The following is an 18,936-nucleotide window of genomic DNA, read 5'->3' as shown; positions in this document are numbered from 1 at the left end:
CAACCCATATGGAAATAATGAACAGGGGCAGGATATTAGCACAGGGTAGACGACGGCTTTATGGCCAGATCGTCCCCGGAAAATTCCCGTGACAATCAGGGCCGTTAAGGCCCCGATCAGGGAGGACTCAGGTGATATCGGCCTTGACCGGCTCATCCAGGCCCATGGCGTGCAGGCGGGCATAATGGCCATTAGCCGCAAGCAGTTCGGCATGGGTGCCACGCTCCACCAGGCGACCCTGGTCCATGACCAGGATCTGATCGGCCTTCTCGATGGTCGACAGGCGGTGGGCGATCACCAGCGTGGTGCGGCCTTGCATTACATGGTCCAGGGCGGCCTGGATGTGCCGCTCGGACTCGGTATCCAGTGCCGAAGTGGCTTCATCGAGGATCAGCAGCGGTGCGTTTTTCAGCAGCGCCCGGGCAATCGCCAGGCGCTGGCGTTGGCCGCCGGAAAGCAGCACGCCGTTCTCACCCACTTCGGTATCGAAGCCCTTCGGCAACCGGTCGACGAACTCCTTGGCGTAGGCATCGGCTGCAGCGGCTTCGATATCTGCGCGCGGGGCGCCAGCCAGGTCGCCGTAAGCGATGTTATTGGCCACGGTGTCGTTGAACAGGGTGACGTGCTGAGTCACCTGCGAAACATGGCGGCGCAGGTTGCGCAGGCGATAGTTCTCGATTTCCACGCCATCGAGCAGAATTTGCCCTTGGTCGTGGTGATAGAAGCGCGGGATCAGCGCGGCCAGGGTCGACTTGCCGCTGCCGGAACGGCCCACCAGGGCGATCATTTGCCCTGGCTCGGCGACAAAGCTGATGTCGCTTAGCACTTCGCGCTCGGTACCCGGGTAGGTGAAGCTCAGGTTGCGCACTTCCAGGCGCCCTTCCACCCGCTCCTTCTCGACAGTACCGGTGTCCAGCTCAGGCTCTTCGTCCAGTTGCTCGAAGATGCTTTCTGCACCGGCCAGGCCCTTCTGGATGGTCGAGCTGACTTCCGAAAGCTGGCGAATCGGCTTGGGCAGCAGGCCGGCCGCGGTGATATAGGCAACCAGGTCGCCCGCCGTGGACTCACCGCGCAGGAACAGCACCAGGAACATGAGCGCGGCCATGGCGCTGTAGATCACCAGCTGCAGCATCGGCGTGTAGAGCGAGCCGGTCTTGGTCATGCGCAATTGCTTGTCGGTATTGCTCTGGCTGGCCTTGCCGAAACGCTGCTCCTCATAGGCCTCGCCACCGAAGCTGCGCACCACGCGGTAGCCCTGGATGGTTTCCGAGGCAACGTGGGTGACATCACCCATGGCCACCTGGATCTTCTTGCTCTGTTTGCGGAATTTCTTGCTGGCAACGCTGACCATCACCGCAATTACCGGCAGGATGGCGACCATCACCAAGGTCAGGTGCCAGTTCATCCACAGCAGATAGGCGAACAGGAACACCACGGTCAGGCCTTCGCGGATCACCACCTTGATGGCATCGGTCGCCGCGCCGGTGACCATGGTCACGTTGAAGGTAATGCGCGAAATCAGGTGCCCGGAGTTATGGTTGTCGAAATAGCGGTTGGGCAACACCAGCAGCTTGTTGAACAACTCCACCCGCAGGTCATGCACCAGGCACAGGGACACCTTGGCCAGGAAGTAGTTGCCGAGGAACGAACCCAGGCCCTGCCACGCGGCGATCAGGATGATCAGCAGCGGCACCGCCTGCAGCAATTGCAGGTCGCGCAGGTAGGGCACGTTGGGGAACAACACCGCTTCGGGGTTGCTCAGCCCATCGACGAAGTATTTGAGGATGCCCGCCAGCATTGGCTGGGTCGAGGCAAAGATCACGAAACCGACAATGCTCAGCAGGAAAATGCCGACATAGGGTTTCACATAGCTCAGCAGCCGGAAGTAGATCTTCAGGCTGGAGTTGTGCTCCGCCGGTCGCGGTGTTTCGGCCATTATCGAGCTCGCTGTTCAGGTTGAACCGGAAATTTTACCACAGGCGCCATTTTCGGCACGCCCCCATGGCAGCATCATGGCAAGGCCGACAGGCAGCCAGCTGATGAACCACTCGGCGCGCGGCGTACCGGTGAGGCTGGCGGCATCGAACTGCATGGCCAGGGTCGAGTACACCCAGAACCCCAGAAGGATCTTGCCAAACAGCGTGCCGCGCGCACGGACGATTTCGCCCAGGGTGAACAACCACACGATGACCCAGAGCAGCATGCCAGGGATCCCCATTTCCACGGCAACATGGGTGAACATGTTGTGGGTGTGGTCAAAGTGTTTACCCACGGCACTTACGTCGTAGGGAGCCCCCAGCCCCAGGCCGGTCCAGGGGTGTGCGGCAATCATATCGATGACGGCATTGAAGATTTCCGGCCGATAGGACGAGCCGCGCTTGGCGATCAGGTCGTATACGACGAAGAACGCCAGGCCGGTGGCAACCAGCGCCAGGATGGAAAACACCTGGCTGTGGCGATCGCGGAACCACAGCGGCGCGATCACCACGGTGATCACCAGGGCCAGAATCGCCCCGCGGCTCTGGCTGAGCATGGCAAACGCGCCCAGACAGACCAGCGCCGCCAGCCATAACAGCTGCAGACCACGCTGGCGCGGCGGGTCGTACAGCAAGAAGAGCACCGCCGAGCCAATGACATAAGCCCCCAGAATCGGGTGCGAGATCTCGCCAATGCCTGCCAGACGGGCCAGCAACGATTTGCCCTGCAAACCGTAGAAATTGATGATCGAGACCAGCGCAGCGACGGCCAACAGGCTGCTGCCAAGCAGCAACAGCTGACGAATGCGGGCCCTGCCTTGCTGCGCCAGCAGCGGGAATGCCAGCAGGAATACCAGAATGTAGACAAGGCGCTTGATCTCGCGCCCTGGGTCTTCTGCGGGCGACCAGGCCAGGCTCAGCCCGCACCACGCCAACAACAGCAGCACACTCACCCACAGCGCCGGCTGGCGCCTCCAGGCTTGCACCAGCACTTCACGAGCAGACCACGCCAGTACCAGCGTTGGCAGCCACAAAAACAACACCAGCCCCTGCTGGTAAACCTTGTTGCTCGGTGCCAGGGCAATTGCTGCCAGGAACCAGACCAGACCCAAACCTAACCAGGCCCGTGCCCAGTTTTTTTGATACAACATCCTTTCCCCCGATGAATCAAAGACACCATCCATGGTGCAACAGCATTATTTTCGGCATTATTGCCGGTCATTTTGCTCGCCAGACGACAAGGCTCTATTCATGCAATGCTCCCGGCTCACCCAGGTCGACTTCGATCAGCTGACACAAGGCGCACAGGTGCTTGAGGCAGACAGCCATGGCGCCAAAGTCTACCTGCTCAAGGATGGAAATTTCCTCAAGGTTTTTCGTAGGAAGCGGCTGATTTCATCTGCACTGTTGCGCCCCTACTCGCAGCGCTTCGTCGATAACGCCGCGCGCCTGGCGCAACTGGGCATCCCTACGCTCGAGGTGATCAGCCAGCACAAGCTCGACCTGCCAGGCCGTACCGCCGTGCTGTATCGCCCGCTGCCCGGGCGTACCCTGCTGCAAATGTCGCGCGATGAAGGGTTCAGCTGGGATACCTACCTGCCGCAGCTGATTCAGCTGGTTCGCCAGCTGCACCACAGTGGCGTGTACTTCCGCTCGCTGCACCTGGGCAACGTGGTGGTTACCCCCGACCAGCGCCTGGGCCTGATCGACGTGGCCGACATGCGTTTCCTGCGCCCACCGTTGTCGGCACGCATGATTCGTCGCAATGTGCAGCACATGGTGCGCTATATCGAGCGGGAGAACCTGGGTGACCGGTTCCCCCTCGCTGCGTTCGAGGCGGCCCTGCTGGCACGCTGAACGTCATTTGCGCAGCAAGCTCTGCGAGCCATTGCAGAAGGCCTGCCAGGCTTGCTCCGGCGCCAGCGCCTGACGCTGCCGGGCGGCTACCGCCTGGGGGCTGAGGGACGTGCATCGTTCGATTGCTTCGGCCCATGCCCCTTCATCGGCTACCGGCAGGTAACCGCCGGTATCCTGCAACTGTTCGCGAAACACTTGCAGGTCGCTGCACACCACCGGCACGTCGGCCATGACCGCCTCCTGCACCACCAGCCCCAGGCCTTCAGAGCGAGAAGGCACCAGTAGCCAATCGAACGCCCGATACAACTGCTGCAGGTCTTCACGGTGACCGCACAGGTGAACGCGCGCGGCCAGGCCCAGTACATCGATACGCTCTTGCAGCACGGCGTGCAGAGGACCTTCGCCAATAATGGCCAACTGCAGGTCCGGCTGATGTGTGCTGGCCCGGGCAAACGCCTCGATCAGCATCTCGAAGCCTTTGCTTTCTACCAACCGCCCTACCGCGCCCAGCATCACCCCGCTCGCAGCAGGCAACTGCAGCGCCTGCCTGGCCCTGTCACGGCTCAACAACGGCTCGACGAACGCTAACGGGTCAAGCGCCATGCGCAGGGTCTGCACCGGCCTGCCCAAGTCGTGCTCCAGCGATTCGGCCAGTGTATGCGATACCGCTGCGATGCTCAGGCGCTCGGCGGGGAACATACGCAACAAGCGTACATCGCTACTGTTCAGGCGCGTCTTGCCATGGAACAGCACCTTTGCCCGCACCTGAGGGCTGTTCTGCAACAGCGGTAGCACCAGCCGCGCGACACCAATACCGTCGAGCAGCACGACCTCGGCCTTGGCCTCGGCAAGCGCCTTGCGCAAACGCAAGCGCAACCAGGGCCGCAACAGGCGCCACAGGTGCCGCCCTTTCAGCGCACGCAGTGGCATGTGCCACTCCCGGGTCGAGCCAAGCCCGCAACACAACCCGCTTCCCAGCAGCAACCAGTTACTGATCCGGGCATCGGTACCTGCGTGCGACAGCACTTGGCGATGCACCTTGTGGATGGACATGTACGGCGTTCCACCCGCCCACATCATATTGACGATGTTCATGGGCCCTCTCCCGCTCATGTCAGGTGGGACAGCGACTTCATTGAACAAAAAGGGTGATACCCATGCCGATCAAGGCACCCGTCACCAGCGTCAATGCCAGTTTGATCCGATCACGTTGACGGCGTTTGGCCTTGCGCTCCACTTCGATGGGCAAGGTCACGTGATTACCGAATCCAGTGTGCAATACTGCATCACCCTCCAAGGTGACCGCTGTCAGATTTAACTCAGCGTAGCGTCGGGAAAGCGCCTTCTCTCCAGCATAGGCGGCAAATGGCGCGCAGCGCTGGTAATCACTCAAACGCCGCAGACCGGGGTTGAGCGAAAACGCCTGCCATTCAGCCTTGTCGGACAGCAGCGGGTAGCAAGGCACACCCGCGATCACCTGCCGATCGCCCAAGTGGATGTAAGGGCTGTGGATGGCCAGGTCGTGAGCATGGCTGCGCAGCCACACCTGCAACAGGTTGGGGCTCACATCCAGAATGGCCCGCGAGTCTTCGACAAAGCCTTGGCGATAGAAATGCCAGTCGTCCTCGCAGTGGAAGATGTACGGCGTCTTGACGTGGCTGTAGGCCAGGTCGATAGACGGCAACTGGCCAAGCTTGGGCCGGTTGACGAACACCTTGCTGTACGGTTTCCAGTGCTCTGGCACAGCGGCATGCACAGCATCGTCACCGGAATCTTCGGTGATGAATACCTCGCGAATGGGCGCGGTGTTGTAGCGGTCGAAACTCTCAAGGGTATCTTTGAGCAGATCGAACCGCCCACAACTGGTCACGACGAGCGTGACGTCACTCTCATTTGAAAAGCGCACCGGACTCCCTCCGCATTGCGACAAACGGCCTTCAACAACCCGCTCCTGGGCGTGAAAGCTCTTATTTAGATGCCCAGCTTCAGGCGCAGCCGCTGCCATGCAGACAATGGCGGGTGGGGCCTGAGCGCCGGGCGCATGTGGTCGACGATGCTACGTCCAACTGCGGCGAAACTGAAACGGGAAACCGCCAGATGGCGACCATTTTCTGCAATCTGCCGGGCCAGTTCAGGGTCTGCCCGCAAACGGCGGAGCTTTTCCTGAAGGGTCGGGATGTTGTCATAGAACACCACGTTGTGCATGTCCTGCAGGCCCAGCGCGCGGTTCTCTTCTTCGCCCTGGTCGTATGCCAGCAATACACAGCCACAAGCCATGGCTTCGAAATTCTTGATCATGTATTCGCCCATGCCGACGTCGGCACTGACGAAGAAACGGATACGGTTGAGCGTGTTGCAGTAGTCTTCGCCCGACTTGGTACGGGTGACCAGCAGGTTCTCGACCTGCCCCAATTCGTCCAGCAGCGCCTTGCGGCCGCTGTAGGCCACGCTGTTGACACTGCCGACGAAGGCCAGTTCGATGTCGCGCTCACGCCCTTGATCGGCCAGCAACTGCTCGTCATAGCCCTTGGGCACGAATACCGCATCGAAGCCTTCCTGGCGCAGGCGTTCGCTGACCATGTAACCCGAGCTGATGACCCGCGCCCATGGCAGCTGCCGGTAATGGGCGCTGAACTTGCCGGTGTACTTGCACGGGATGTAGTTCTGGTAGGCGTCGTGCTCGAGGATGACCAGGTTCGGCACGGTGCGGATGAAGGCCACCTGGCGAATCTCCTGCTTGAAGCGCAGGAAGAACACGATGCGGTCATAGCGCTCGACCTGCACTTCACGCTTGAAATAGCGGCACAGGTTGCGCTGGTCATCGCTGCTCAGCCAGCGCAGGTCGCACTCGCAGTTGGCCGCGACGCCGTCGTACAGGCGGTCGAGAATAGCCCGCTGTTCCTTCTGTACCAGAAATAGGACTTTCATAACGTTCCTTGGGCGCTCTGCGCCATCGCGGTCAACCATGGGGCGTGCTTACAGTTCACGCCGCCAGAACAGTTCGTGCCTGCGCACGGCCTTGCGGAAGAACTCGTTCTCCCCGTAAGGCGAGGGCTGCCGCCCGGCCAGCCAGCGTTGCAGCAGGCGGCGCAAGCGGCGCTTGAAGGGGGCCGGCGGCTGCAAGTCGTGCATCATGCCCAGGGCCATGGCCTTGTCGCGCTGCGTGGCCAGATCCAGCACCAGGCTGCAGGGTGCCCAAGCCTGCGCTGCGCTCAACTGCGGCGGCAAGGCCACGCCGTCGCCACTGTCGCCCATCGGCCAACGGTCGTTGTCGTGCAGGTGATTGGCGTAGCACAACAAGGTTTGCGGCTGCCAGGCCACGCCTTGCAGGGCCTCCAGCACGGCTGCCTGCGCGCAGATGTGGTCGGGGTGCGGGTCGAGCTGCGGGTGCGGCATCACCAATACTTCAGGCTTGGCCATTTCCAGCAAGGCCCGCAGGTCGGCCAGCAGGTTGTGCCAGGTTGGCGCGCCATCGCGGTCGGCCGGCAGCGGGAACGGGTTGAACTGGCGGAACACACGGATATCGGCCAGATCGGCTTCACGGGAAGCAGCCTGCAGATCGGGCGCGGCCTGCATGGCAGGCAGTTGCAGGCAGAAGTAACCCAGCTGCACACAACGTGACTCCGGCACACCCGCCCAGCGCGGCACGGCGATGCTGTCCCAGGCACGCAAGCGGCCCTTCAGGCGGGCGGCCTCGGCTTGTTCCAGGCCCATCTGCTGGTAGTGTTCGGCTTCGATTTCGCCAGCTGTCAGGGTGACCACCCAGGTTTCGTCGGCCTGGCTGTAGAGGCCATATGCGGCCAGCTCGGCGTCATCGGCGTGCGGCGCGATCACCATCACCCGGCGCCGTTGCAACTCGACAGCGGGGGTTATCCACAGGCGCAGCTGGCCTTGCAGCCGACAATGGCGACCGCGCAGGCGCAAGGTACCCGCTTGCAAGGGCACGGCCAAGCCGGTCAGGTTGAGAAACCGCACGCCATCAACACCACGCTCGAACGTTTGCCGGTCAGCCTGCTCAGCAGCGCCCAGCTCTACCCGAGGGTCGAGAAACCGCCCCAGCCAGGTGCTTTTTACCTGCAGCTCAAGCATGAGGGTTTCGTCACCCTGCAGCACGCAATCGGCCTGGAGCTGGCCATCGCGCAGGCTGGCAGGCACTTCCCGCGCCTGTTCACCGAAGTCGTAGGCGTAGTCCTCGCCCGGGGCATAGAACAGATGGTCGGCAAACCAGGCTTCGTGAGCCGCCCAGACCAGCGGCAGCAGCAGCAATGGCAGCCACCACCAGCTGAAAACACCCAAGGCGAGCAACGCAACCAGGCCCACCAGCAAGCCCAGGCGCTTGTTGCGCCGGTGGCGCTTGAGCAACTGCTGCTTGCGGCTCACGCCTGGTACACCGGCACAGGGTTGCACCAGCGGTCCTTGTACTCGCGGTCGGCACGGCCGAACGAGAACCGCAGCGGCTTGTTGCGCGCACGGGCGTCTTCCCAGGCGGCCTGGGTATTGAGGAAACTCAGCACACTGCCCGGGCTGAAAGCCTTGGTTTCAGGGTCTACGCCGCCATTGATGTACTCGACGCTGATCCATTCCGGCGCTTCAACGCGGTACACCAGCTGAATGGCAATCGGCTTGCCATCCAGCAGCAGTACCGAGCCGATCAGCAGCGCTTGCAGGCGCTCCAGCACCTGGGCCATGTGCTCGGCACCAGTGGCCGGGAAGCCCCAGCGGCGCTGGAACAGGTCGCAGTACATGCTGGCGATTTCCTGCGCACTGAAGTCGCTGATCGGGCGTACCACGCCACCTGCTTCTTCCAGCAGGCGCAGTTCGCGGCGCTGGTTGTAGCGGAACTTCTTCGACAGGTCTTCAGGGGCGCGGGCCATGGCCAGCTGTTCCTTCTGCGCCTTGAGGCCGCTGAAGCGGCCCTGGTTCAGATCGGACAGGTAGCGCGCGGCATGGCGCAGCGGTGCAGCAGCATCGGCTGCCGCCGGCAGGATGATTTCGGCATTGCCCAGATCGAACAGGGCTTTCTTGCCGGCACGTTTGAGCACATCCTTGGACAGCGCCAGGTGACGCCCCCAGGTCGGGATGGCGGCCTTCAGCTCACCCGCCTGATGCCAGCCCAGGTATCGCACCGGGATCTGTGCCAGGTCTGCCAGCTGTTCGACCACCAGCGGATGAGTGGCAACACTGCCACCAAAGCGCGCCCATGCCTCGGCATAGGCCTTGGTGTCTATAACTTGCCAACCACGTTCGCGGAAGGCCTGGATTCGATTGAGCATCAAGCCTGCCCCACCAGCGCGCTTACCTGCGGCAACTGCCAGAAGGCCTCACGCACCGCTTGGTCAGAGAAACGTTCACGCAGACGCTGCAGCATGTGCTCGGCACAGGCCTGACGCTGCTCGCCGTCCAGCACAGCCAGATGCTTCAGCCCCTGCGCCAACTGTGCAGCATCGCCCAGCGGGAACAGCACACCCACACCCTCGACCACTTCGCGAGCCCCGCCGCACGCCGTGGCGAGCACCGGCACACCGGCGACCATGGCTTCGAGCAGGACCATGCCGAACGGTTCATGGTCAGAGCTCAGGGCAAACACGTCGAACGCCTGGAAATAGCGCCGTGCATCCGGTATCTGGCCCAGGAAGTCCACCTGCCCGGCAATGCCCAGCTCGGCGGCCTGGGCCTTGAGCTTGGCCTCCAACCGGCCCTTGCCGAGAATCGCCAAACGGGCGCCGGCTGGCAGCACTGGCAACGCCTGAGCAAAACCACGCAACAGGGTCGCCTGGTCCTTGTCCGGGTGCAGGCGCCCGACATTCCCGACGATCCATGCCTGTGCATCCAGGCCCAGGGCCTGGCGTGCTTCGGCGCGCGGCACCAGTGCCGCTTGCAGGGCGTCGATATCAATGCGGTTGTACAGGGTCTGGATGCGGTCGGCCGGCCACTGCGGCAGGCAGCGGCGCATATCGTCACGCACGGCGTCCGACACGCCCAGCAGGCTCAGGCGCTTGCTGAACAGGTTGGCGAACAGCCGGCGGCCTTTGCGCTCGTAGTCGCCAAAGGCATGGTGCACGCCAATCACCGGCAGGCCGGTACCCAGCAGAGCCACATAGATCGGCTTGAAGCGGTGGGCAATGCAGAACGCGAAATTGCGCTCGGCCGCGATCCGCCGCAAGGCACGGATGGCGCCGAGCTTCAGGCCACGCACGGCCTTGGAGCTGAATTCCAGAAACAGCACCTCGTCCGACGCGCAGCCCGCCGCTACCTGCGGGTCGGCAGCGCCGGTGAGGAACACCGTGGTGACCTGGTAGCCACGCCCCTGGAACAGGCTGGCGTACTGACGGGCGCAATCCAGGAAAGGCCCGTCATAGCCATGGCAGAACTGCAGGATACGCGGTTCAGAGCGGCTGGTCATAGGCGGCAGCGCCGTCCTTCACGACCAAGATGTCTTCCATGATCAGGTACTGCAGGTCCGAGCCGAAGAACATGTTCAGGGCATCGGTCGGCGAGCAGATCATCGGTTCGCCACGGCGGTTGAGCGAGGTGTTCAGCGACACGCCGTTGCCGGTCAGGTCTTCCAGCGCCTTCATCATGTCGTAGTAGCGTGGGTTGTACTCACGCTTGAGCACCTGGGCACGCGAAGTACCGTCCTCGTGGACCACTTCCGGCACACGGGTTTTCCACTCTTCAGCCACTTCGAAGGTGAAGGTCATGAACGGCGCCGGGTGGTCGACCTTGATCATCTGCGGGGCGACGGTGTCGAGCATCGACGGGCAGAAAGGTCTCCAGCGTTCGCGGAACTTGATCTGGTGGTTGATGCGGTCAGCCACGCCTTCAACGCTCGGGCAGCCAATGATCGAACGGCCACCAAGGGCACGCGGGCCGAACTCCATGCGGCCCTGGAACCAGGCCACCGGGTTGCCGTCGACCATGATCTGGGCGATTTGCTGAGGCATGTTCTCCAGCTTGCGCCACTTCGGCTGGTTCGGGTGACGGGCGCAGGCCGCGATCACGTCTTCGTTGGAGTACGACGGGCCGAGGTAGACGTGCTCCATCTTCTCGACCGGTACGCCACGGGCGTGGGAAACATAGGCCGCGGCGCCAACGGCAGTACCGGCGTCGCCAGAGGCCGGCTGGACGAACAGCTCTTTCACGTCCGGGCGGGCGATGATCTTCTGGTTCAGCTTCACGTTCAGCGCGCAGCCGCCAGCGAAGGCCAGCTTGCCGGTTTCACGCAGGGTGTCGCCCAGGTAGTGGTCGATCATCTGCAGCGCCAGTTTCTCGAACAGCGCCTGCATGCTGGCCGCGTAATGAATGTACGGCTCGTCGGCGACGTCGCCTTCGCGCTTGGGGCCCAGCCATTCGATCAGCTTCGGCGAGAAGTAGAAGCCCTTGCCCTTCTCTTTATAGCGGCGCAGGCCGATAACGTTGGCATACTCGGTGTTGATCACCAGTTCGCCGTTTTCGAAGCTGGCCAGGCGCGAGAAATCGTACTTGCTGGCGTCGCCATACGGCGCCATGCCCATGACCTTGAATTCACCGTCAAGCATCTCGAAGCCGAGAAACTCGGTGATCGCGCCGTACAGGCCCCCCAGGGAGTCCGGGTCGAAGAACTCCTTGATCTTGTGGATCTTGCCGTTTTCGCCGTAGCCAAAGAAGGTGGTGGCGTATTCGCCTTTACCGTCGATGCCGAGGATGGCGGTTTTTTCCTTGAAGCCCGAGCAGTGGTAGGCACTGGAGGCATGGGCCAGGTGGTGCTCGACCGGCTCGATCTTGACCTTTTTCGGGTCGAAGCCCAGCTGCTCCAGGCACCAGACGATCTTCTTGCGGTAGCGTTTGTAGCGACGGTTGCCCATCAGGATGGCGTCGAGGGCACGATCCGGGGCGTACCAATAGCGCTTGGCATAGTGCCAGCGCGCCTTGCCGAACAGGCTGATCGGGGCGAACGGGATGGCTACCACGTCGACGTCGGACGGCTTGATGCCTGCCTGCTCCAGGCAGAACTTCGCCGACTCGTAGGGCATGCGGTTCTTCGCATGCTTGTCACGCACGAAGCGCTCTTCTTCGGCGGCGGCAATCAGCTTGCCGTCAATGTACAGGGCCGCGGAAGGGTCATGGCTAAGGGCGCCGGACAGGCCAAGGATCGTCAATGCCAAGGGATTAGCCTCTTCATTCGGTAAAAATGCGCCAGCGGCCTCTTGGGCGGGTGGCGGCTAAAGGGCGGGATTATAACGCAAAGATCAGCAGAGGCACTGCATTAACCTGCGGGAGCGGGCTTGCCCGCGAAGCAGGCGCCGCGATGCATGGCACCGGCTTTGCCGGTATTCGCGGGCGAGCCCGCTCCCACAGGAGAGTTGTGGTGCCTGATTACTCGGCGATCAGCCAGTCCATGCGGTAGCTGCCATCGGTCTGCGCCAGCTCCTTGGCCAGCCACGGCAGCAGCTCCTTGAGCTCTTCTTCCAGCCCCCATGGCGGGTTGGCGATGGCCAGGCCAGAGCCATTGAGCCCCTGCGGGCTGTCCTGGTGATGCACATACAGCTCGACCCGCAGCAGTTTCGGCGCACCGGTGCTGGTCAGGTCCTGGTAGTAGCGAGTCAGCGAGCGCTGGTCCTTGATCGGGTACCAGATGGCCGCGACGGTCTGGCGCATGCGGCCAATCGCCTCTTTCATGGCGTTGGTGCAGCGCTTGAGCTCATCTGCCTGCTCGAACGGCGGGTCGATCAGCATGATCGCGCGCTTTTCCTGCACGGGCAGCAAGGCACGCGGCACATGCCAGCCTTCGCCCAGGTGCACGACCACGCGGGGGTCTTTTTTCATGTTTTCTTTGAGCAGCGGCCCGTCTTCGGGGTGCTTCTCGTTGAGCAGAGCACGGTCTTGCTGGCGCATCAGGCGGCGGGCCAGCTCGGGCGAACCGGGGTAGTAGCGCAGCTCGCCGTCGGCGTTCAGGCGCTTGATGACGCGCAGGTAATCGGCAGCCATGGCTGGCAGGTCGTCACGATTCCACAAGCGGGCAACGCCTTCCAGATACTCGCCGGTACGGGTTGCCTGGTCGCCTTGCAGGTCGTACAGACCAAGCCCTGCGTGGGTATCGATATAGGCGAACGGCTGCTCCTTGCGCGACATCAGGGCGATGAGGCGGGTCAGCACGATGTGTTTGAGGACGTCGGCGTGGTTGCCGGCGTGGAAGGCGTGACGATAGTTCATGGCAACTCCTGCGGGGGTGGCAAGTTTACCTTGCCTTGCAGGCGGAGTCAGGCCTGGCTGTCGATCGGTGTTAGCTCCATTCGCGGGCAAGCCCGCTCCCACAGGACTTGCGCAGATCTCTAGTTCTGCGAAGCACCTGTGGGAGCGGGCTTGCCCGCGAAGAAGGCAACACCGAATCAGCGGGTGTTACTTGTCAGCGTGATAAGCCGCATCAGCAGTCTCGAAACGCTTGACCATCGACTGCGACGGGCTGCCCAGCTTGCTCACCAGCACAATGGCAATGCTGGCGAACAGGAAGCCCGGGATGATCTCGTAGAGCCCGAGGGTGTCGAAGTTCTTCCACAGGATCACGGTCAGCGCGCCCACCACGATACCGGCCAGCGCGCCGTTACGGGTCATGCCTTTCCACAGCACCGAAATCAGCACTACCGGGCCGAAGGCCGCACCGAAACCAGCCCAGGCATAGGCCACCAGGCCCAGCACGCGGTTTTCGGGGTTGGCCGCCATGGCGATGGCGATCAGGGCAACGGCCAGTACCATCAGGCGGCCGACCCACACGAGCTCACCCTGCGAAGCGTTCTTGCGCAGGAAGGCTTTGTAGAAGTCTTCGGTCAGGGCACTGGAGCACACCAGCAGCTGGCAGCTCAGGGTGCTCATTACTGCCGCCAGGATGGCCGACAGCAGCACACCGGCGATCCATGGGTTGAACAGGATCTTGGCCAGTTCGATGAACACACGCTCGTGGTTTTCGGTAACCGGACCCGCCAGGCCAGGGTTCGCCGAGAAGTAGGCGATACCGAAGAAGCCCACGGCACAGGTACCGGCCAGGCACAGGATCATCCAGGTCATGGAGATACGGCGGGCGCTGGCGATCGATTTCACCGAATCGGCAGCCATGAAGCGCGCCAGGATGTGCGGCTGGCCGAAATAGCCCAGGCCCCAGCCCATCAGTGAAATGATGCCAATAAAGGTTGCGCCCTTGAGCATGTCGAAGTTGGCCGGGTTCACTGCCTCGATGGCAGCGAAGGTGGTGTCGAAACCGCCGGTCGAGATCAGCACGATCACCGGGGTGAGGATGAGCGCGAAGATCATCAGCGACGCCTGCACGGTATCGGTCCAGCTCACCGCCAGGAAACCACCCACGAAGGTGTAGGCGATGGTAGCCGCAGCGCCGGCCCACAGGGCGGTTTCGTAAGACATGCCAAAGGTGCTTTCGAACAGCCGGGCACCGGCAACGATGCCAGAGGCGCAGTAGATGGTGAAGAACACCAGGATGACGATGGCCGAGATGATCCGCAGCAGGCCGCTGTTGTCTTCGAAGCGGCTGGAGAAGTAGTCCGGCAGGGTCAGTGCATCACCGTTGTGCTCGGTCTGCACGCGCAGGCGGCCGGCGACGAACAGCCAGTTCAGGTAGGCGCCGACGGTAAGGCCGATGGCGATCCAGGCTTCGGAAAGACCGGAGAAGTAGATCGCGCCCGGCAGGCCCATCAGCAGCCAGCCACTCATGTCGGAAGCGCCAGCGGAAAGCGCGGTCACCACGCTGCCCAGGCTACGACCGCCGAGGATGTAGTCGGAAAGGTTGTTGGTGGCGCGATAGGCGGCGAAGCCGATCAGCACCATTGCCGCGATGTAGATCACGAAGGTGATCGTTAGTGGGTTGCCCATACGTGTGCCCTGGCGTTTGTTTTTATCTCATTAGCAACCGCAGTCATGGCGGTTGCACCCAGGCGGCGAATGCTATGCAACAACACAAAGCGGGTGCAACCCTTTTTCATTTGCAAGTTGCACCTGCCCGTGCATTTTCCGATAAAGCTGCTTTTTTGCTCCTTTTTGGCGTATCAAACCGTTTTTTCAGAATAAAAAGCACAGAAAACGTCCCTTTCCATCGCGTGGAAATGACTGTCAGACGAGTTGCACCTTTTACACAAAAAATTTGGGTTGCACCTGGTTGCACCCGAATTATCCTACAGATACTCTTGACGCCAGCTTAGGCCACAACCGTGGCAATAACGAGGATAAGAAATGGCGACTACCACCCTTGGGGTCAAACTCGACGACCCGACCCGTGAGCGACTCAAAGCAGCTGCGCAGTCCATTGACCGCACGCCGCACTGGTTGATCAAGCAAGCGATCTTCAACTACTTGGAGAAGCTCGAGGGTGGTGCCACCCTGACCGAACTCAACGGTCATGTCAGCAACCTGGCCGACGACGCCGGCGAAGTCCAGGCAGACCACAGCCACCAGTGCTTCCTCGAATTCGCCGAAAGCATCCTGCCGCAGTCGGTGCTGCGCTCGGCAATCACTGCCGCCTACCGCCGCCCCGAGCAGGAAGTGGTGCCAATGCTGCTGGAGCAGGCGCGCCTGAGCGCCCCGCTGGCAGAGGCCACCAACAAGCTGGCCGCCGGCATCGCCGAAAAGCTGCGCAACCAGAAGAGCGCCGGTGGCCGTGCCGGTATTGTTCAGGGCCTGCTGCAGGAATTCTCGCTGTCGTCCCAGGAGGGCGTGGCGCTGATGTGCCTGGCCGAAGCCTTGCTGCGCATCCCCGACAAGGGCACCCGCGACGCACTGATCCGCGACAAGATCAGCACTGGCAACTGGCAGCCGCACCTGGGCAACAGCCCGTCGCTGTTCGTCAACGCCGCCACCTGGGGCCTGCTGCTGACCGGCAAGCTGGTCAGCACCCATAACGAATCCGGCCTCACCTCCTCGCTCACCCGCATCATCGGCAAGAGCGGCGAGCCGATGATCCGCAAGGGCGTCGACATGGCCATGCGCCTGATGGGCGAGCAGTTCGTGACCGGTGAAACCATTGCCGAAGCCCTCGCCAACGCCAGCCGCTTCGAGGCCAAAGGTTTCCGCTATTCCTACGACATGCTCGGCGAAGCGGCACTGACCGAGCACGACGCACAGAAGTACCTGGCGTCCTACGAGCAGGCCATCCACTCGATCGGCAAAGCCTCCCATGGCCGCGGCATCTATGAAGGCCCGGGCATCTCCATCAAGCTGTCGGCGCTGCACCCACGCTACAGCCGCGCCCAGTACGAGCGCGTGATGGAAGAGCTGTACCCGCGTCTGCTGTCGCTGACCCAATTGGCCAAGCAGTACGACATCGGCCTGAACATCGACGCCGAAGAGGCCGACCGCCTGGAGCTGTCGCTCGACCTGCTCGAGCGTCTGTGCTTCGAACCATCGCTGGCTGGCTGGAACGGTATCGGCTTTGTTATCCAGGCCTACCAGAAGCGCTGCCCGTACGTGATCGACTACGTCATCGACCTGGCCAAGCGCAGCCGCCACCGCCTGATGATCCGTCTGGTAAAAGGCGCCTACTGGGACAGCGAGATCAAGCGCGCCCAGGTCGAAGGCCTGGAAGGCTACCCGGTCTACACCCGCAAGGTGTACACCGACGTCTCCTACGTGGCCTGCGCCCGCAAGCTGCTGGCCGTGCCAGAAGCCATCTACCCACAGTTCGCCACCCACAACGCCCACACCCTGTCGGCCATTTACCACATTGCCGGGCAGAACTATTACCCGGGCCAGTACGAGTTCCAGTGCCTGCACGGCATGGGCGAGCCACTGTACGAGCAAGTGGTCGGCAAGGTTGCCGATGGCAAGCTGAACCGCCCGTGCCGTGTGTATGCACCGGTCGGCACCCACGAAACACTGCTGGCCTACCTGGTACGCCGCCTGCTGGAAAACGGCGCCAACACCTCGTTCGTCAACCGCATCGCCGACCACTCGATTTCCATCCAGGAACTGGTTGCCGACCCGGTCGCCAGCATCGAGCGCATGGGCACCCAGGAAGGCAACATCGGCCTGCCGCACCCGCGTATCCCGCTGCCGCGTGAACTGTATGGCAGCGAGCGCGCGAACTCGGCCGGTATCGACATGGCCAACGAACACCGCCTGGCGTCGCTGTCCTGCGCCATGCTGGCCACCGCTCACAACGACTGGAAAGCCGCCCCGCTGCTGGCCTGCGCGGCCAGCCAAGGTGCCGCCGCACCTGTACTAAACCCGGCAGACCACCGCGACGTGGTGGGCCATGTACAGGAAGCTACCGTCGCCGATGTCGACAACGCCATCCAGTGCGCGCTGAATGCTGCACCGATCTGGCAGGCCACCCCGCCCGCCGAGCGCGCCGCCATTCTGGAGCGCACCGCCGACCTGATGGAAGCCGAAATCCAGCCGCTGATGGGCCTGCTCATCCGCGAAGCGGGCAAAACCTTCGCCAACGCCATTGCCGAAGTGCGCGAGGCTGTGGACTTCCTGCGTTACTACGCGGTACAAGCCCGCAACGACTTCAGCAACGACGCCCACCGCCCACTGGGCCCCGTGGTGTGCATCAGCCCTTGGAACTTCCCGCTGGCGATCTTCACTGGCCAGGTGGCCGCTGCCCTGGCCGCCGGTAACCCGGTGCTGGCCAAGCCAGCCGAGCAAACCCCGCTGATCGCCGCCCAGGCCGTGCGCCTGCTGCTGGAAGCCGGCATCCCTGAAGGCGTGCTGCAACTGCTGCCAGGCCGCGGTGAAACCGTCGGTGCCGGCCTGGTGGGTGATGAGCGCGTCAAAGGCGTGATGTTCACCGGCTCTACCGAAGTAGCCCGCCTGCTGCAGCGCAACGTCGCCGGCCGTCTGGACAACCAGGGCCGTCCGATCCCGCTGATCGCCGAAACCGGTGGCCAGAACGCCATGATCGTCGACTCCTCGGCACTGACCGAGCAGGTGGTGATAGACGTGGTGTCCTCGGCCTTCGACAGCGCCGGCCAGCGTTGCTCTGCCCTGCGCGTGCTGTGCCTGCAGGAAGACTCTGCCGACCGCGTGATCGAAATGCTCAAGGGCGCCATGGCCGAAAGCCGCCTGGGCTGCCCGGACCGCCTGGCCGTGGACATTGGCCCGGTGATCGACGCCGAAGCCAAGGCCGGCATCGAGAAGCACATCCAGGGCATGCGCGAGAAAGGCCGCTCGGTCTATCAAGTGGCAATCGCCGATGCCGCCGAGATCAAGCGCGGCACCTTCGTGATGCCAACCCTGATCGAACTGGAAAGCTTCGACGAGCTGAAGCGCGAAATCTTTGGCCCGGTACTGCACGTGGTGCGCTACAACCGTCGCAACCTGGACCAGTTGATCGAGCAGATCAACAACTCCGGCTACGGCCTGACCCTCGGCGTGCACACCCGCATCGACGAGACCATCGCCAAAGTCGTGGAAACCGCCAACGCCGGGAACATGTACGTCAACCGCAACATCGTCGGTGCGGTGGTGGGTGTCCAGCCGTTCGGTGGTGAAGGCCTGTCTGGTACCGGCCCGAAAGCCGGCGGCCCGCTGTACCTGTACCGCCTGCTGTCGACCCGCCCGGCCGATGCCATTGGCCGCCACTTCCAGCACCAGGATGGCGAAGGCAAGCCGGACCGCACCCTGCACGATCAGCTGATCAAGCCGCTGCACGGCCTGAAGGCCTGGGCAGAAAGCAACCAGCTGGCCGACCTGGCCGCGCTGTGCAGCCAGTTCGCCAGCCAGTCGCAGAGCGGCATCGCCCGCCTGCTGCCAGGCCCGACCGGCGAGCGCAACAGCTACACCATCCTGCCGCGCGAGCACGTGCTGTGCCTGGCCGACAACGAGGCCGACCTGCTGGCCCAGTTCGCTGCCGTGCTGGCGGTGGGCAGCTCGGCGGTATGGGCTGACGGAGAACCCGGCAAAGCCCTTCGCCAGCGCCTGCCGCGCGAGCTACAGGCCAAGGTGAAGCTGGTTTCGGACTGGAACAAGGATGAAGTGGCGTTTGACGCCGTGATCCACCATGGCGACTCGGACCAGCTGCGTGGCGTTTGCCAGCAGGTGGCCAAGCGGGCCGGGGCGATCGTGGGTGTGCATGGGCTGTCCAGTGGGGATCATCAGATTGCGCTGGAGCGCTTGGTGATCG

General features: G+C 62.8%; 13 protein-coding genes. 2 read left to right on the top strand and 11 right to left on the bottom strand.

Going from position 1 to position 18,936, the window contains the following annotated elements; all coding sequences use genetic code 11:
- Nucleotides 1–127 precede the first annotated feature (127 nt).
- Together msbA and APH36_RS22215 are read right to left on the bottom strand one after the other, a co-directional pair.
- Nucleotides 128–1,936, bottom strand: a complete 1,809-nt coding sequence (msbA, locus tag APH36_RS22220; protein ID WP_060500321.1) for a lipid A export permease/ATP-binding protein MsbA — start codon at nt 1,934–1,936, stop codon at nt 128–130.
- Between the two features lie 15 nt (nt 1,937–1,951).
- Nucleotides 1,952–3,127: an O-antigen ligase gene (locus APH36_RS22215; RefSeq protein WP_060500319.1), complete on the bottom strand. Its 1,176-nt coding sequence runs from the start codon at nt 3,125–3,127 to the stop codon at nt 1,952–1,954.
- Nucleotides 3,128–3,227: 100 nt separating this feature from the next.
- Here APH36_RS22215 and APH36_RS22210 point away from each other — a divergent pair, with 100 nt between their 5' ends.
- Nucleotides 3,228–3,833, top strand: a complete 606-nt coding sequence (locus APH36_RS22210) for a hypothetical protein (protein WP_016712356.1) — start codon at nt 3,228–3,230, stop codon at nt 3,831–3,833.
- A gap of 3 nt (nt 3,834–3,836) precedes the next feature.
- Here APH36_RS22210 and APH36_RS22205 read toward each other — a convergent pair whose 3' ends face one another.
- The 9 genes from APH36_RS22205 to putP form a co-directional block, all read right to left on the bottom strand.
- Entirely contained in the window at nt 3,837–4,928 is a 1,092-nt protein-coding gene (locus tag APH36_RS22205; RefSeq protein WP_060500317.1) for a glycosyltransferase, read from the bottom strand.
- Nucleotides 4,929–4,965: 37 nt separating this feature from the next.
- Complete coding sequence (locus tag APH36_RS22200; RefSeq protein ID WP_060500315.1) at nt 4,966–5,739, bottom strand: glycosyltransferase family 2 protein; 774 nt, start codon at nt 5,737–5,739, stop codon at nt 4,966–4,968.
- A 65-nt stretch (nt 5,740–5,804) separates the two neighbouring features.
- Entirely contained in the window at nt 5,805–6,761 is a 957-nt protein-coding gene (locus tag APH36_RS22195) for a glycosyltransferase (RefSeq protein ID WP_060500313.1), read from the bottom strand.
- Between the two features lie 48 nt (nt 6,762–6,809).
- Nucleotides 6,810–8,213 carry a PIG-L deacetylase family protein gene (locus APH36_RS22190; protein WP_060500311.1) on the bottom strand — a complete coding sequence of 468 codons (1,404 nt, stop codon included), beginning with the start codon at nt 8,211–8,213 and terminating at the stop codon, nt 6,810–6,812.
- Nucleotides 8,210–9,106, bottom strand: a complete 897-nt coding sequence (locus APH36_RS22185) for an antimicrobial resistance protein Mig-14 (protein ID WP_060500308.1) — start codon at nt 9,104–9,106, stop codon at nt 8,210–8,212. The genes APH36_RS22190 and APH36_RS22185 overlap by 4 nt, the downstream gene beginning before the upstream one ends.
- Entirely contained in the window at nt 9,106–10,236 is a 1,131-nt protein-coding gene (locus APH36_RS22180; RefSeq protein ID WP_060500306.1) for a glycosyltransferase, read from the bottom strand. The genes APH36_RS22185 and APH36_RS22180 overlap by 1 nt, the downstream gene beginning before the upstream one ends.
- A complete protein-coding gene (locus APH36_RS22175) occupies nt 10,220–11,977 on the bottom strand; it encodes a carbamoyltransferase (RefSeq protein ID WP_060500303.1) in 1,758 nt (585 codons plus the stop codon). The genes APH36_RS22180 and APH36_RS22175 overlap by 17 nt, the downstream gene beginning before the upstream one ends.
- Nucleotides 11,978–12,188: 211 nt before the next feature.
- Complete coding sequence (locus tag APH36_RS22170) at nt 12,189–13,025, bottom strand: 23S rRNA (adenine(2030)-N(6))-methyltransferase RlmJ (protein WP_016712364.1); 837 nt, start codon at nt 13,023–13,025, stop codon at nt 12,189–12,191.
- A gap of 186 nt (nt 13,026–13,211) precedes the next feature.
- Nucleotides 13,212–14,690 carry a sodium/proline symporter PutP gene (putP, locus tag APH36_RS22165; RefSeq protein WP_060500301.1) on the bottom strand — a complete coding sequence of 493 codons (1,479 nt, stop codon included), beginning with the start codon at nt 14,688–14,690 and terminating at the stop codon, nt 13,212–13,214.
- Nucleotides 14,691–15,047: 357 nt separating this feature from the next.
- Here putP and putA point away from each other — a divergent pair.
- Nucleotides 15,048–18,936, top strand: a 3,889-nt coding sequence (gene putA / locus APH36_RS22160) for a trifunctional transcriptional regulator/proline dehydrogenase/L-glutamate gamma-semialdehyde dehydrogenase (RefSeq protein WP_060500299.1), incomplete at its 3' end; no start/stop codon positions are given.

Source organism: Pseudomonas sp. NBRC 111133 (genome assembly GCF_001320605.1).
GTDB lineage: Bacteria > Pseudomonadota > Gammaproteobacteria > Pseudomonadales > Pseudomonadaceae > Aquipseudomonas > Aquipseudomonas monteilii.
The sequence above is the reverse complement of the archived record's forward strand: the minus strand, read 5'-3'. Positions and strand labels throughout refer to the sequence as shown.

Coding starts and splice junctions, on each gene's coding strand:
- msbA (WP_060500321.1), bottom strand. CDS start 1,936: ATGGCCGAAACACCGCGACCGGCGGAGCACAACTCCAGCCTGAAGATC.
- APH36_RS22215 (WP_060500319.1), bottom strand. CDS start 3,127: ATGTTGTATCAAAAAAACTGGGCACGGGCCTGGTTAGGTTTGGGTCTG.
- APH36_RS22210 (WP_016712356.1), top strand. CDS start 3,228: ATGCAATGCTCCCGGCTCACCCAGGTCGACTTCGATCAGCTGACACAA.
- APH36_RS22205 (WP_060500317.1), bottom strand. CDS start 4,928: ATGAACATCGTCAATATGATGTGGGCGGGTGGAACGCCGTACATGTCC.
- APH36_RS22195 (WP_060500313.1), bottom strand. CDS start 6,761: ATGAAAGTCCTATTTCTGGTACAGAAGGAACAGCGGGCTATTCTCGAC.
- APH36_RS22185 (WP_060500308.1), bottom strand. CDS start 9,106: ATGCTCAATCGAATCCAGGCCTTCCGCGAACGTGGTTGGCAAGTTATA.
- APH36_RS22180 (WP_060500306.1), bottom strand. CDS start 10,236: ATGACCAGCCGCTCTGAACCGCGTATCCTGCAGTTCTGCCATGGCTAT.
- APH36_RS22170 (WP_016712364.1), bottom strand. CDS start 13,025: ATGAACTATCGTCACGCCTTCCACGCCGGCAACCACGCCGACGTCCTC.
- putP (WP_060500301.1), bottom strand. CDS start 14,690: ATGGGCAACCCACTAACGATCACCTTCGTGATCTACATCGCGGCAATG.